At 47.4% G+C, this 13,282-nt stretch carries 9 protein-coding genes, 1 other RNA gene and 2 pseudogenes; 7 read left to right on the top strand and 5 right to left on the bottom strand.

Annotated features, from left to right (window positions below; all coding sequences use genetic code 11):
* The first annotated feature begins 60 nt into the window (after positions 1 to 60).
* The 3 genes and pseudogenes from IT774_RS06760 to IT774_RS06770 form a co-directional block, all read left to right on the top strand.
* Positions 61 to 1,113: an IS110 family RNA-guided transposase gene (locus IT774_RS06760; RefSeq protein ID WP_195809695.1), complete on the top strand. Its 1,053-nt coding sequence runs from the start codon at positions 61 to 63 to the stop codon at positions 1,111 to 1,113.
* Between the two features lie 20 nt (positions 1,114 to 1,133).
* Positions 1,134 to 1,337 (top strand): annotated as a pseudogene (locus tag IT774_RS06765) (IS3 family transposase); the annotation flags it as partial.
* A gap of 18 nt (positions 1,338 to 1,355) precedes the next feature.
* Positions 1,356 to 2,063: pseudogene (locus tag IT774_RS06770) on the top strand (IS256 family transposase); the annotation flags it as partial.
* A 187-nt stretch (positions 2,064 to 2,250) separates the two neighbouring features.
* On the opposite strand, the gene IT774_RS06775 reads toward IT774_RS06770, so the two are convergent.
* Both IT774_RS06775 and ssrA read right to left on the bottom strand, forming a co-directional pair.
* Positions 2,251 to 3,939 carry an AIPR family protein gene (locus IT774_RS06775; protein WP_195811897.1) on the bottom strand — a complete coding sequence of 563 codons (1,689 nt, stop codon included), beginning with the start codon at positions 3,937 to 3,939 and terminating at the stop codon, positions 2,251 to 2,253.
* Positions 3,940 to 4,368: 429 nt separating this feature from the next.
* Positions 4,369 to 4,725: a transfer-messenger RNA gene (ssrA, locus tag IT774_RS06780) on the bottom strand.
* A gap of 272 nt (positions 4,726 to 4,997) precedes the next feature.
* Between ssrA and IT774_RS06785 the strand changes: the two genes are divergently transcribed.
* Positions 4,998 to 6,233, top strand: coding sequence for an oxidoreductase (locus tag IT774_RS06785; RefSeq protein WP_195811898.1), 1,236 nt, complete (start codon positions 4,998 to 5,000; stop codon positions 6,231 to 6,233).
* Positions 6,234 to 6,329: 96 nt separating this feature from the next.
* Here IT774_RS06785 and smpB read toward each other — a convergent pair whose 3' ends face one another.
* The gene (gene smpB / locus IT774_RS06790; RefSeq protein WP_195811899.1) at positions 6,330 to 6,809 is read right to left on the bottom strand and encodes an SsrA-binding protein SmpB; all 480 of its coding nucleotides are present in this window, start codon (positions 6,807 to 6,809) and stop codon (positions 6,330 to 6,332) included.
* Between the two features lie 176 nt (positions 6,810 to 6,985).
* Between smpB and IT774_RS06795 the strand changes: the two genes are divergently transcribed.
* A complete protein-coding gene (locus IT774_RS06795; RefSeq protein ID WP_195811900.1) occupies positions 6,986 to 7,414 on the top strand; it encodes a type II toxin-antitoxin system RatA family toxin in 429 nt (142 codons plus the stop codon).
* Complete coding sequence (locus tag IT774_RS06800) at positions 7,411 to 7,764, top strand: RnfH family protein (RefSeq protein ID WP_195812229.1); 354 nt, start codon at positions 7,411 to 7,413, stop codon at positions 7,762 to 7,764. Before IT774_RS06795 ends, IT774_RS06800 begins: the two co-directional genes overlap by 4 nt.
* Here IT774_RS06800 and IT774_RS06805 read toward each other — a convergent pair.
* Positions 7,761 to 8,240 (bottom strand): MarR family winged helix-turn-helix transcriptional regulator, encoded by a 480-nt coding sequence (locus IT774_RS06805; protein ID WP_195811901.1) that lies wholly within the window; start codon positions 8,238 to 8,240, stop codon positions 7,761 to 7,763. The two genes, IT774_RS06800 and IT774_RS06805, sit on opposite strands and share 4 nt — an antisense overlap.
* A 30-nt stretch (positions 8,241 to 8,270) precedes the next feature.
* A complete protein-coding gene (locus tag IT774_RS06810) occupies positions 8,271 to 10,247 on the bottom strand; it encodes a BCCT family transporter (RefSeq protein ID WP_195811902.1) in 1,977 nt (658 codons plus the stop codon).
* A gap of 304 nt (positions 10,248 to 10,551) precedes the next feature.
* Between IT774_RS06810 and IT774_RS06815 the strand changes: the two genes are divergently transcribed.
* A complete protein-coding gene (locus tag IT774_RS06815; protein ID WP_195811903.1) occupies positions 10,552 to 13,248 on the top strand; it encodes a TonB-dependent receptor in 2,697 nt (898 codons plus the stop codon).
* Positions 13,249 to 13,282: the final 34 nt, after the last annotated feature.

Here is a 13,282-nt window from a genome sequence, read left to right on the forward strand (position 1 = left end):
GGAGCATTGTTTTGCATCTTCAGTGTCCAGTCCGGTGGCTGGTTTACTGAGGAAAAACTGATGAACCGTGATCATTTAAATAATCAACTCACCCTCGGAGTTGATACTCACCTTACTAGCCATGTTGCTGTTCTAATTGATAATATTGGTAAGGTTGTCGATACGCAGGAGTTTCCGGTCTGTTATATTGGATATGAGAAGCTTTTCAACTGGGCAAAATCATTTGGAAATATTAGACAGGCTGGACTGGAGGGAACCGGCACTTACGGTGCTGGTCTTTGCAAGTTCCTAGAGGAAAAGGGTTTGAAAGTCTTTGAAGTCAATCGGCCAAACAGGGCGAAACGTCGACTCAGAGGAAAATCAGATCCCACTGACGCTGAGAATGCAGCGCGCTCAGTCCTGGCGAATGAGTCAACAGCCATCCCTAAGTCACATGATGGAATTGTCGAAGCCTTGAGGTATCTTGTTGTCGCCCGGAAAAGCGCTGTTAAAGCCCGTACTCAGGCCATCAATCAAATCAGAGCGCTTCTAGTCACAGCCCCTGAGCAAGTTAGGGTAGCATGTTATGTCCCATCGACCCGTCTATGTATAGCTGCTTGTAAACAAATTCAGAGCAACGACAGTGATGTGCGGTTAAGAACTTTAGCGGCAATGCTCAATCTACTAGCCGATCGTTGGCTTAGGCTAACTGAAGAACTCAGACTAATAGGAAAACGTCTGACAGAGCTGACAAAATCAACAGCCTGCCACTTACTTGAACAATTTGGTGTTGGCCCATACGTCGCTGCAACTCTCATGGTCACAGCCGGTGATAATCCGACCCGGCTTCATAAAGAGTCTTCATTTGCGGCGCTGTGTGGTGTAAATCCGCTAGAAGCATCATCAGGTAAAACTCAACGTCATCGTCTTAACCGAGGCGGCTCAAGGGATGCTAATAATGCGCTATGGACAGTAGCCCTCATTAGGATGCGAAGTGACCCAAGGACGAGGGTTTATGCGGCTAAGCGAACAGCTGAGGGTAAATCAATTAAAGAGATCCAACGATGTCTCAAACGCTACATTGCTAGAGAGCTTTACCCGATAATGGTATCCGATCTATCCATACTAACGTGATAGCTTGACATAGGAGCGTCAATGCGGTAGCGGAGAGCTTCTTTAGCAATCTGAAGAAGGAAAAAATCAGGCGTATCAAGTACAAGACCAGAGATGATGGGCGACAAGCGATGTTTCATTACATCGAAATGTTCTACAATCCGAAACGTCGTCATACTGCTAACGGACGTACGTCACCAACAGAATATGATAAGCAGTACTTTAAGGACATAGAGAGTGTCTAGCAAAGTCAGGCCTTACCATATCTCGACTGTTTAGTGGTTCGTAGTCGTGACTCTGGCGTGGTACAAAATAAATCCGTGTATCTGGCGCTTGGCATTAATACCGACGGTGAAAAAGAGTTATTAGGTCTGTGGATGGCCCAAACTGAGGGAGCCAAGTTCTGGTTGTCGGTGATGAACGAGCTTAAAAACCGTGGTGTGGAGGATATCTTCATCGCCTGCTGTGATGGCCTCAAAGGCTTCCCGGAAGCCATTGAAGCGGTATACCCGACAACACAGGTGCAGCTGTGTATCGTGCATCAAATTCGCCACTCGCTGCGCTACGTGAACTGGAAGCAGCGTAAGATTATCGCGGCGGATTTAAAACTGATTTATGGTGCGGCCACTCGTGCTGAAGCCGAGCAGGCCCTCGAGCTTTTTGCAGAAAAATGGGATTGCGAACACCCGACCATCAGCCGCTCCTGGCGGGCGAACTGGGAACGTTTATGCGTATTCTTCGATTATCCGACCGAGATACGCAAGGCCATTTACACCACCAATGCGATTGAGTCGCTGAACGCGTCCCTGCGAAAAATCACCAAGACCCGCCGGTCGTTCCCGAACTACGAAGCCGTCATGAAGGTGTTGTACCTAGCCTTGCATCAGGCTTCGAAAAAGTGGACGATGCCCATACGCAACTGGAAACCGGCCATGGCGCAGTTCGAGATTATGTACCAGGATCGGATTTAACAGTGCAATCAGCCATTTACACAAAATCTTTTACAGTCTCATGATTTGAAATGTACAATCGGTAGCTATTTTTAGACGGCATTAGATTATGTTAAGTTGTATTAGCTTACTTGTGCTAGCTTAGACTTGACCTGACAACTAAGCGTCTTTAAGTTGCGCCGCCGATTGAATTTGAGTTAGGTTATCTTCAAATGAGCGTATTGATAGAGTTCACAACCATAGTGATCAACTCATTTCCCTTTGCGACTTTGTTGGTTGCACCCAAGCTGCCGTAATCTCGCTGGACAATTCTTAACACTTTATTAATAACATCTTCATCTATTAAATCTAGATTCAGGGTCTCAATGCTATTAACAGTCGGCATTCCTTTTAGCACTACATAGCTAACACCAAAGGCAACGTAGTATTTGAGGTCACTTCTAACACCCGTGTCAATGGTGTTATTTGCCTTCAAATTACTATCAACCTTTTGGAGTACAGCAACGCATTTGTAATAAACTTCAAGAGCGATTTTATCGGAAAATAATTTATTGTACTCTTCATCGTTGCTCAACAGCGTAGAAGGCCTTGCTCGCGCGACATTTGGCTTATGCAACAATATCGACATCAAGGCCTGCCCTAAAAGGGAAATAGATATAATTTTGGCAATGGGCTTGCCAGAGTTTTTATAGTAATTCTTCCTTCGATCATAATATAGCCCCTTAGTCACAAAATAATCTTCAATATCTCGATGTATCTTGTCAGTACCTCTTAACGATACCTGCGGAATCTTAGTTTGGCTGTTAGTTGCCTTTATAATGCGGTCTCTGCTTTCTTCAGTTTCAGGACAAATTACACGAACTAAAACATGTCGCTCTCTACAAGGTTTTTCGCTATTTTGACTTCCATTAAAGAAGTTAAATATCTCAGTAGACGTTTGTAAGCCATTTACAATTTCAGGGTTTTCAATCGCTAATTCTTTGCCTGAAGTGAAAATTTTTGTGCCAAGAATAGTTACTCCGTTATTCAACCACCAAAAGTCTTCGTTTTTAGGTTCTTCTAAGGTATTTTGGATATCTTTATTTACGTTGACATTCCCTTGATAGTCCCTCACGTTGGATTCGAATATAGATTTATTAAGCTGTTTTTCCTCATTGCAGATAAAGCTATATAAATTCTTCAATTCAACTAGCGCAATATATAACCCTTTATCAGGTGAAAAGCCTTCTTTTGTTACCAAACTGAAAGTGCTTTTGGGTTGCTTTCTTGCTTCTTCAAGTAGTTCTTTTGCACCCCAGAACGTAAAAGATGCTTCGCTTCCTGAGAGAGTTGCTTGTATATCTTCTACAACTCGTTCGCCCTTTATTATGCATTTATTGTGAATAGTAGATTTGTTTCCTTTTGTAGCGTAATAGCACTTTATATTCAATTTAGGAAACTTTGTTACACTCGCTTTGATAATTTTTCGGATTAATTCAAAGTGGGCTAGTAATTGTGGATTGTATTCTCCATCAAAGGTATCTAAGTCCACATTTAGGTTGAGCATATCGTTCAAGGTTCTTTGAATCGATTCAATTGCCCTTTCTTTAAAAGAGGCTGAATATTTAGTTTGAAAATAATGAACCTCAATTACCGAGTGACGCTTCAGAAAATCAAAGTTATCAGGTTCTTCATTAATCAGCTCTCCATCTATAAATATGTAAGCACTGTCGATTCCACCATCATCTGGCCCATCAAGTATACCTAGTTCAATTTCTTCGAAACTTAGATCTTTATCCTTTAAGATATTCTCAACAGAGAAGACTTCAAAAAAATCACTATCATTTCCTACGTACTCTAGTTCTGACATTTGTCCAGTAACTAGTGCTTCAATAAGTGCCAAGTCGTTATTTGCCATTAGATCCTTCTATAAAATACTTACTACATTTCAATACTATACAATAAAAAGAGGGTTTGAAGAAAGGCTTGCTTTAAGCGTAATTAATTTAGTTGAACAGCATAAATAGAATTCGTGATCTTACAGTTTTATCAAAGCCCTTAATCGGTCAGATCAGGCTGATGCGATGGAGATAAACTTTTTACACAAAAACTGCACAGAAAGTAAAAGTGGCACCGTTAGGACATACGGAAAGGAGAGCAAATCATCGTGTAGTAATGGTGTATTTCCACCAAAATTTAAGCAAAAGCCGAAAACTTCAAATTAGCCTGAAACCCTTTAAATACAGTGCGTGCAGGGAAAGTGTACTTTGTTGTTGATTGCTAGTGGGTTGTTAGTGGGGGATTCCGCTACAGCCCGCGTTGTAGTGGGGCTGTAGCGGTTTTAAAGTGGTGGAGCTGGCGGGATTTGAACCCGCGTCCAGAAAATGTCTACTATTGGTACTACATGCTTAGTTTGTCTTTTGTTTAACTACTTTGGACCCCGACAAACAGGGTTCCTGGTAGCTGTCCTGATACTGTTTCGCGGTTCAACCTCAGGAAAGTTTCCCTCGCTAGTTTGCTTATATGACCTTCCGAATCCACGCTAGCAAACTAAGCTGTGGTGGAAGGGCCTATACCGGTTATTAAGCGGCTAGTGCGTAGTTTTCGTCGTTTGCGACTATTTAAAGCGGATTTTTTAAGAGGCAATCCGCACCTCTGCATGCACCTCCAGCGTCCTAGATCCTGTCGAATCCTAATCAGCCCCGGAAGTCTTTTGGCTCAGCAAGTCGCTATGATTTGCTGAATCGAAACTGCATTCTACCTTTTGCTATGACTATACACAACCAATAGTGCTGCAAGTTTACGTTTTTACTGGCTTTTTGCTTACATCGTAAACAGTAGGCCTTGCCACAATACAAATATTGGGTTGTCGGTGGGTTTATCAATACCCCGCACGCAGAATATTTACCGACAGATGCAATTTTGTGCGATTAACGATACACTGCGCCAGCCTTTTTTTAGACCTTCATGAAGTTAATGAGTTCACAGTCACCGTTGTACACCTCTATTACGCTGCCGTGCGGCAAAAGTTTAAAAAATCGTATAGTGAAAGCTGCGATGGAAGAAAACATGGCGGGCGACAACCAGTTACCTGATCGCAATTTGCTCTCCCTGTACCGTTACTGGGCGCATGGTGGCCTGGGCATGATAATCACCGGTAATGTGATGGTCGACCGGCATGCGATGACCGGGCCGGGCGGGGTGGTGCTGGAAAAAGACACCCCCATTGACAGTTTTGAACGCTGGGCTAAGGTGATCCGCTCAGGTGGCGCGCTAGCGATTATGCAAATTAACCATCCGGGCCGTCAGGTATTTAAAGCGGTGAATAAAACCGCAATGGCGCCGTCGGCAGTGTCGCTGTCGATGGGGCGTTTCAGTAAACAGTTTGCTGATACATACGCCATGACGTGCGAAGATATTTATGCGGTGTGCCAGCGTTTTGTCGATACTGCGGTTAAGGCACAACAAGCCGGTTTTGACGGCGTGCAAGTGCATGCGGCTCACGGCTATTTACTTTCACAGTTTTTATCACCACTCACTAATCAACGTGATGACCAGTGGGGCGGTTCGCTGTTAAACCGCGCCAGACTATTGCTAAATATTGTCTGCCAGATTCGCGCCTGCTGTGGCAGCGACTTCGCCGTGATGGTCAAATTAAATGCCGCGGATTTTCAGCGGGGTGGCCTGACGCTGGAAGACACCAAAGAAATTGTATCGCACCTGAATAAGTTAGGGGTGGATGTACTGGAAGTCTCAGGCGGCAATTATGAAGCGCCGGCCATGCAGGGACGCACCGGCGATGGTCAGGCGCTGAATCAGCATGCCTATTTCGTCGAGTTTGCCAGCCAGATAGCCGCCATTGCCCAGATGCCGGTCATGACTACCGGTGGTATTAATCGCGAAGCCAGTGCCAGGCGGGTGCTGGAGCAAGGCTGCCAGTTAGTGGGGCTGGCCAGCGCCCTGGCCATAACGCCGAATCTGGCATTAAAATGGCAACAGGGAAGCCCCCAGGCTGAGATGCCACCGCGCTGCACCTGGCAGGACAAAACCCTGGCCTCACTGGTGACCATGGCAATGATTCGCCGGCAGTTACGTCGGCTTGGCAATGATCTGTCGACCCAGCCGGCCCCCTCACAGCTGTGGAGTTTGCTGCAGGATTTACGTCATCGCAAAAAAATGACCCGGCGCTATCACCAGTTTATCAACCAGTAATGCCCGGGGCCTGACAGCAGATGGCGACTGGATAAACCGGTCGCTTCTGCTTGAATGATGTAAAGCTGCTGGCGTCGCTACCGGCTTCATCTGTAATTAAACGCTGTGCTTCATCACCCGTTCTTTCTGGCGTTGCCAGTCGCGATCTTTTACGGCATCGCGCTTATCATGATCGTGCTTACCTTTAGCCAGATAAATTTCCAGCTTCACCCAGCATTTTTTCCAGTACATGGCGCTGGCCACAATGGAATAACCCTGGCGGTCCCGTGCCCCCATCAGCCGTTCGAGCTCGCGCTTTTTCAGCAATAGCTTACGGGCACGTTCCGGGGCACACACCACGTGGGTTGAGGCCTGCTGTAACGGCGTGATCCGGCAGCCTACCAAATAGGCTTCGCCATTTTGAAAAATAATATAGTTGTCGGTCAGGTTTACCTTACCTTCGCGAATACTTTTGATTTCCCATCCCTGCAACGACATACCCGCCTCAAACTTGTCTTCAAGGTGATAATCGTGACGAGCTTTTTTGTTCAGCGCGATGGTGCCGCTGGTGTTTTTGTTTGCTTTATTTCGTTTCATAACCGCCATTATACCGATTGCGCATTTAATGTCTTTAATTTAAGGCGTTAGCCAATGCTGTTGTTACGCTTGTCAGCCATATATGGGGCACAAATCAGCATTTTTCAAAGTGTAGGTTTAGCACAATAACTCATGGTAGAATGTTAGCCAGTGTTTAATGTAGTTAGTGAATTTTAATGCCGACGATTCAAAGAAGTGCGCTGGTTAATCACAGTGCTCAAGCTATGTACAATTTGGTCAACGACGTAGAATCCTATCCTGAATTTTTACCCGGCTGTAAAGACAGCAAAATTGTGGAACAGGGGCCTGATTCAATGCAAGCGTCGCTGTTGGTGGCAAAAGCCGGAGTAAAGCAGTGGTTTACGACCCAAAATATTCTGCACCCGGCTCGGCACATTGATATGCAGCTAATTGATGGGCCATTCAAACAATTGTCGGGTGGCTGGACCTTCTCGCCGTTGTCTGATGAAGCCTGTAAAATTGAACTGAATTTACAGTTTGAATTTACCAGCAAGCTCACCGAAATGGCCTTTGGGAAAATCTTTAATGCATTGGCGGCCAGTATGGTTAAAGCCTTTACCGAACGCGCTAAACAGGTGTACTGAAGATGCGCCTGCTCAATACCGAGGTGGCTTTTGCCTTGCCCGGCAAACAGTCAATAATCGAAGTCGCCATTGCAGAAGGCTCTACGGTGCAGGAAGTGATTGAAGCGTCCAAAATTACCGAGCAGTATCCCGAGATTGATTTGAGCACGGCGAAAGTCGGTATCTGGAGTAAGGTCGTTAAGTTAACCGAAACGGTCAGAGATGGAGATAGGGTAGAGATTTACCGGCCATTGATTGCCGATCCAAAAGAAGTGCGTAAAAAGCGCGCCGAACGGGCAAAACAAGAAGGTCGGGCTGACAAGATCACCGGCGGGCGACCCAGTCAGGCCAAAACTTCTTCACAGGACTAGGGATTCCGATCTGAAATGCTGCCCACTTCCAAAAAGGGCGAGGCATCAATTTTTTCAGCATCCATCATGGTCGCAATGCGCTGCATCGTAGCGACCATCTGGCTTTGCTCCCATTCTTTCAAATGATTAAAGCGTTCAATAAAGTGCTCCTGTAAAGGACGTGGCGCGCTTTCAAGCGCCACATTCCCTTTATCAGTCAGATGCACACTTACCTTGCGCTTATCTTTAGTGCTGCGTATACGCTGGGCCAGGCCCCGTGTTTCCAGCCGATCCAGAATATTGGTGATCGTAGCAGGGCTCAAATTGATACTTTCCGCAATCTGACGAACCATCACGCCAGGATTGGCTTCAATATTTTGCATAACCATAAGTTGCGGGCCGGTGAGGCCCACGTCCTTACTTAGCTGCTTACTGCGCAAATCCACCGCGCGAATAACGCGGCGAAGTGCGACCAATAATTCCTCTTCTTTACGCATGCATCGTGTCCTGTGTTCTCCTACGGCAACTTACTTCATCAGGTGAAGAAAGTGCTGGTGTTTGTGGTAATGATCTATGACATCGTTGATGATGGCAAGCTTGGACCAGCCTACGATATCGTAATTCTGACCACCTTCGCTTAAATGAACCTCGGCGCGGCAATAGGTCTGGTCGGAATCACTGGCCGTCGCGGTGCCATCATCATTGGGCACAAATTCTGGCTGTTCTTCCATAGTGACATAGACCGCATAGACAAAGTTCATCTCATCGCCCATGCCGACGGTCAGTCGCAGTGACTCGGGCTTGCTTTCAAGCACCACATTAAAGCCTTGCTCCTCAAACTCAGTACCCACTTCGCGCAGTGCCGGTTCAGCGGTTTTTTGCATAAACCGATGTACGGTACGCTCATTCGGAAAGTTGGTGATATTTTCCAGCCGGTCACGCCAGTTTTTGTCGGCTTCGGTCGGCTGAGGTTGCATTGCCGTCAACAGCAGGCTTTCGCGTTTATTGCCATCTATACGTAGGGCTTTGAGTAAGCCATACATGGCAATCAGCAGAATCACGGCAAAAGGCAGTGCCGAGACGATGGTCATGGTTTGCAGGGCGCTAAGACCCCCGGCATACAGCAGGATAGACGCTACCACGCCGACTAGAACTGCCCAGTACACACGTTGCCATAAAGGCGTATTGTTGCTGCCGTGAGAACAAAGCATGTCTACAACCATGGCGCCGGAGTCACAGGAGGTCACAAAGAAAATCATAACCATGACTACGGCCAGCATCGTTAACACATCCGAGAACGGGAAGTTTTCCAAGAACACGAAGAGGGCCACCGATGAGTCGTCCTGAACCATACTGGCCAGCTGGGTCACCCCCTGGTTTAACACCAGATCAATGGCGGTATTACCAAACACCGTCATCCACAATAAGGTAAAGGCGGTAGGAATCAGCAATACACCGAAGATAAATTCGCGAATGGTACGGCCATAAGAAACCCGGGCAATAAATAAACCAACAAACGGTGCCCAGGCTAGCCACCAGCCCCAGTAGAAGATAGTCCAGCCGCCAATCCAGTCGGTTTTATCGTAGGCAAATAAATTGAGCGTATTACGCACAATATCCGACAAATACGCGCCGGTATTTTGCATATAGGCTTGTAGGATAAACACCGTAGGGCCTACCACAAAAATAAACAGCAGCAGCAAAATCGCTAACACCATGTTGGTTTCGGATAACCGGCGGATGCCTTTTTCAAGACCGGTGGCTACCGACACAATGGCCAGCAGTACTACAAACGCCATAATGGCAATTTGAATCAGGCTGGTGTTCGGTATATCAAATACATAGCTTAAGCCGGAGTTAATCTGTGCAGCCCCCAGACCCAGCGAGGTGGACACACCAAAGATTGTCGAGGTAACAGCAAAGATATCGACAATATGACCGGTCCAGCCATAAATCTTATCGCCAATTAGCGGATACAGGGCAGAGCGCATGGTCAGCGGTAAATTATGACGAAATGCAAAGTAGCCCAGAATCAGTGCCACAATCGCGTAAATAGCCCAGGCGTGAACCCCCCAGTGGAAAAACGTGGTTTTCATGGCTTCACGAACCGCATCTACCGTGCCTGGCTCAGCGGTGGGCGGGGTTTGAAAGTGCATAATAGGTTCAGCGACACCAAAAAACATCAGACCAATGCCCATGCCCGCGGCAAACAGCATCGAGATCCAGGTTGGCATCGAAAACTCGGGTTTTGAATGATCCGGGCCTAAGCGCATCTCACCAAAACGAGAGACGCCAAGATACACCACAAAAATCAGAATGATGGCGACGGTGGCAACATAAAACCAGCTGCCATTGGTGACTATGGTGTCCTGCGCCCCCTGAAAAATCTGGCCGGCGAAATCGGGGCCGGAGGCGGCAAAGGCCATAAGTGCAGCTATCAATATGGACGAAGATATAAATACCTTCTTGTTCAATTGACCTTGTTCGGGTTCATCACTGCTCACGTGAAAGTCCTTCTGTTGCTTAAAAGTAAAACGACTTACTGCGCACAGGCAATAGGTGCGGCGGAATATACGCGAAGCGCAGACAAATTTAAACTTTTGACGTAATTATTAGAGTTCAAGGTTGTTTTTGTGTAGAGTTAAAGGAAAACAATACGAAAATCAGTGAAATTCAGGTTGATTCTTTAAAAAAATAATAAGAGATGAAGCTAATCGTGCTTCTCCAGCCTAAAAAACCATCACTGTGCTAACGATTCTGTTGTAATTTTTGTCGATTGTTCTTTTAAAACAAGGGAAACACACCGTTATGAAAAAGTCTCAGCTAAGCTGCGCCGTTCTGGCCGCACTGGCATCAGTATCCATCCAGGCCCAGCAAAATGATAACAATAGCCCGGGCGCCAAAATTGAAACTATTGAGGTTACCGCGACCAAGCGCGCCGAATCTATTCAGGATGTCCCCGTAGCCGTCACCGCGTTAAATGGCGAAGCACTGGAAAATATGGGCATCGATAACTTTCAGGATTATGTCGAGTTTCTGCCCAATGTGACCTTTCAGGGCACCGGCCCTGGACAAAATGAAATTTATATTCGGGGCGCCGCCACCACCCAGTCCAATATCATGTTGTCATCAGTGCAGGCACTGCAGCCATCCGTGGCATTTTATGTTGATGAGCAACCGGTTTCTATGGCCGGACGAAACCTGGATGTTTACGCCACCGATGTACAGCGGGTTGAAGTACTTCCGGGGCCGCAGGGCACCTTGTTCGGGGCCAGTTCGCAAGCCGGAACGGTGCGTTTAATCACCAAAAAGCCCCAGCATGATGCCTTTACCGCAGGCGCCGATACCAACATCTCGTTCACCAAAGGTGGGGATATGAGTAATGCCGTGGAAGCCTATTTCAATATGCCGGTGACCGACGATTTGGCGGTGCGCGTAGCAGCCTACAACGACCAGCAGGGTGGCTGGATTGATAATGTTCTTAATGAGCCGGGCGAAGGCGGTTACATCAGCAGCGCCCAGGTTATCAGTCGTATATCCGGTGGTGTACTGGCGGACCCGGTGGCAATGGATGCTAACCGCATCACCAATCCTGATATCAGCAGCCCAGTGGATGCGGCTGTGGTCTCACCACGCAATGATGCATTGGTTGAAGACAACTTTAATGACGCCAGCTATGCCGGCGCGCGTTTTGGTCTTTCCTATCTGTTTAATGCTGACTGGGATCTGCTGGTTCAGCATACCCAGCAAACCCTGGAAACCGAAGGCGTGTTTGCCTACGATCCAAATCTGGAAGGCGAAAGCTCTACCAACCGCTTTCAGCCTGAAGAAAATACCGATGAGTTTGGCCTGACAACCTGGACCCTGGAAGGACGGCTGGAAAAACTGGACCTGGTGTATACCGGCGGCTATCTGGATCGGGAAATTGACACCCTGGCCGATTACACCGGTTATACCAATGGCGGCTTATTTTCGGCCTATTATGTGTGTAATTATGGCGGTAGCGTGGCGGCCGAGGATGAACGTTGTTTGGATCCGACCAAGTATTATCGTGAAGATACCACCACCACCCGCACCACCCATGAATTACGCTTTAATACCACCATGGATACACCGTGGCGGGTGACCGCCGGCTTATTTTACGATGACCAGGAAGTAGCGACGGTGGGTCAGTTTAACATTGCCAGCACCGAAAAATTTCCGGCTATGGCCCGTACCCTGGTAGGTACAGAAAGCATTAACAGTGATGGCGGGCCGTTTCCGGCCGATGTCAGCTTTATCAATGATATTACCCACACTATCGAGCAGGTGGCGGTTTTTGGTCAGCTTGAATACGAGCTTACCAAAGACCTGACGGCCAGTATTGGCGCGCGCTGGTATCAAATTGATGATGAATACAAAGGCTCTACTTCGACGGTGGATGTGTCCCGTCGTATTCGGGCTTTTGGAACCCTGGATGACAGCGAGCTGGCGGCCGTTGGGCTGGACCCGGTGGCGGTAAATGCCGCTATCGACAGCGGTCAGTTGATTATCGATGATCTGGAGTCAGATGGGGTACTGTCGGTGGATGACACCATCTTTAAATTCTCGCTGGATTACAAACTGAGCGATGATGTGCTGTTTTTTGCCAATTACTCTGAAGGTTTCCGTCCGCCGGTCACCAATCGGGTTGGTGGCGGTCTGGCGTCAAACCAGTCAGGCAAGTTTGAAAACTTCCGGATCCCGGTTTATTCCACCACCGATACGCTGGACAACTATGAAGTGGGTATGAAAGGCGACTTTCTGGATGGAATTTTACGGGTAAATGCCACGGCGTATTACTCTGAGATCACCGACCTGCAAACCTCGCGTTTTGATCCCACCAATATCTCCTTTCTGGTCTTTACCGACAATGTGGGCGATGCGGAAATTAAAGGAATGGACGCCAATATTACCTGGCTGGCCACCGATGATTTGGTGATCAATGCTGCCTTCAGCCTGCTCGACACTGAGCTGACCCGGATCAATTCAGAACTGGCCGGTATTTCGGCAGGCGTAGGCTCTGAACTGCCTTATTCGGCAAATTTTTCTGGTAATATCAATGCCCGCTACTTCTTTGAAATGCAGGAAGGGCGTCGCGGCTACGTTAATGGCTCGGTAAGCTACACCGGCGATCGTCTGGCCGGCATGGTGATGGATGCCTATGTGATGGAAGATGCCACGCAATTGATTTATGGCACCGGTTCAGGGCTGACGATTGAAGATGAAGCGGCAGTGTATGAAGGCGTGACCTATGGCAATGCAGACGGCGAAACCTTCCGTGGTGGCCGCTATGTGCAGGACTCGTACTTTATTGCGAATCTGGCCGTCGGGGTTACCAACGATGTTTGGAAAGCCGAGCTTTATATCGATAATGTGTTGGATGAAAACGCGGTATTGAACATCGATACCCAGCAATTCACCCCTAAAGTGGTGACCAATCGTCCGCGTACCATCGGGGTAAGACTGTCTTACGACTACTACTAGCCTCCGTTTAAGGTACTATTAACGGCAACCCACG

The organism is Salinimonas marina (assembly GCF_015644725.1).
Lineage (GTDB): Bacteria > Pseudomonadota > Gammaproteobacteria > Enterobacterales > Alteromonadaceae > Alteromonas.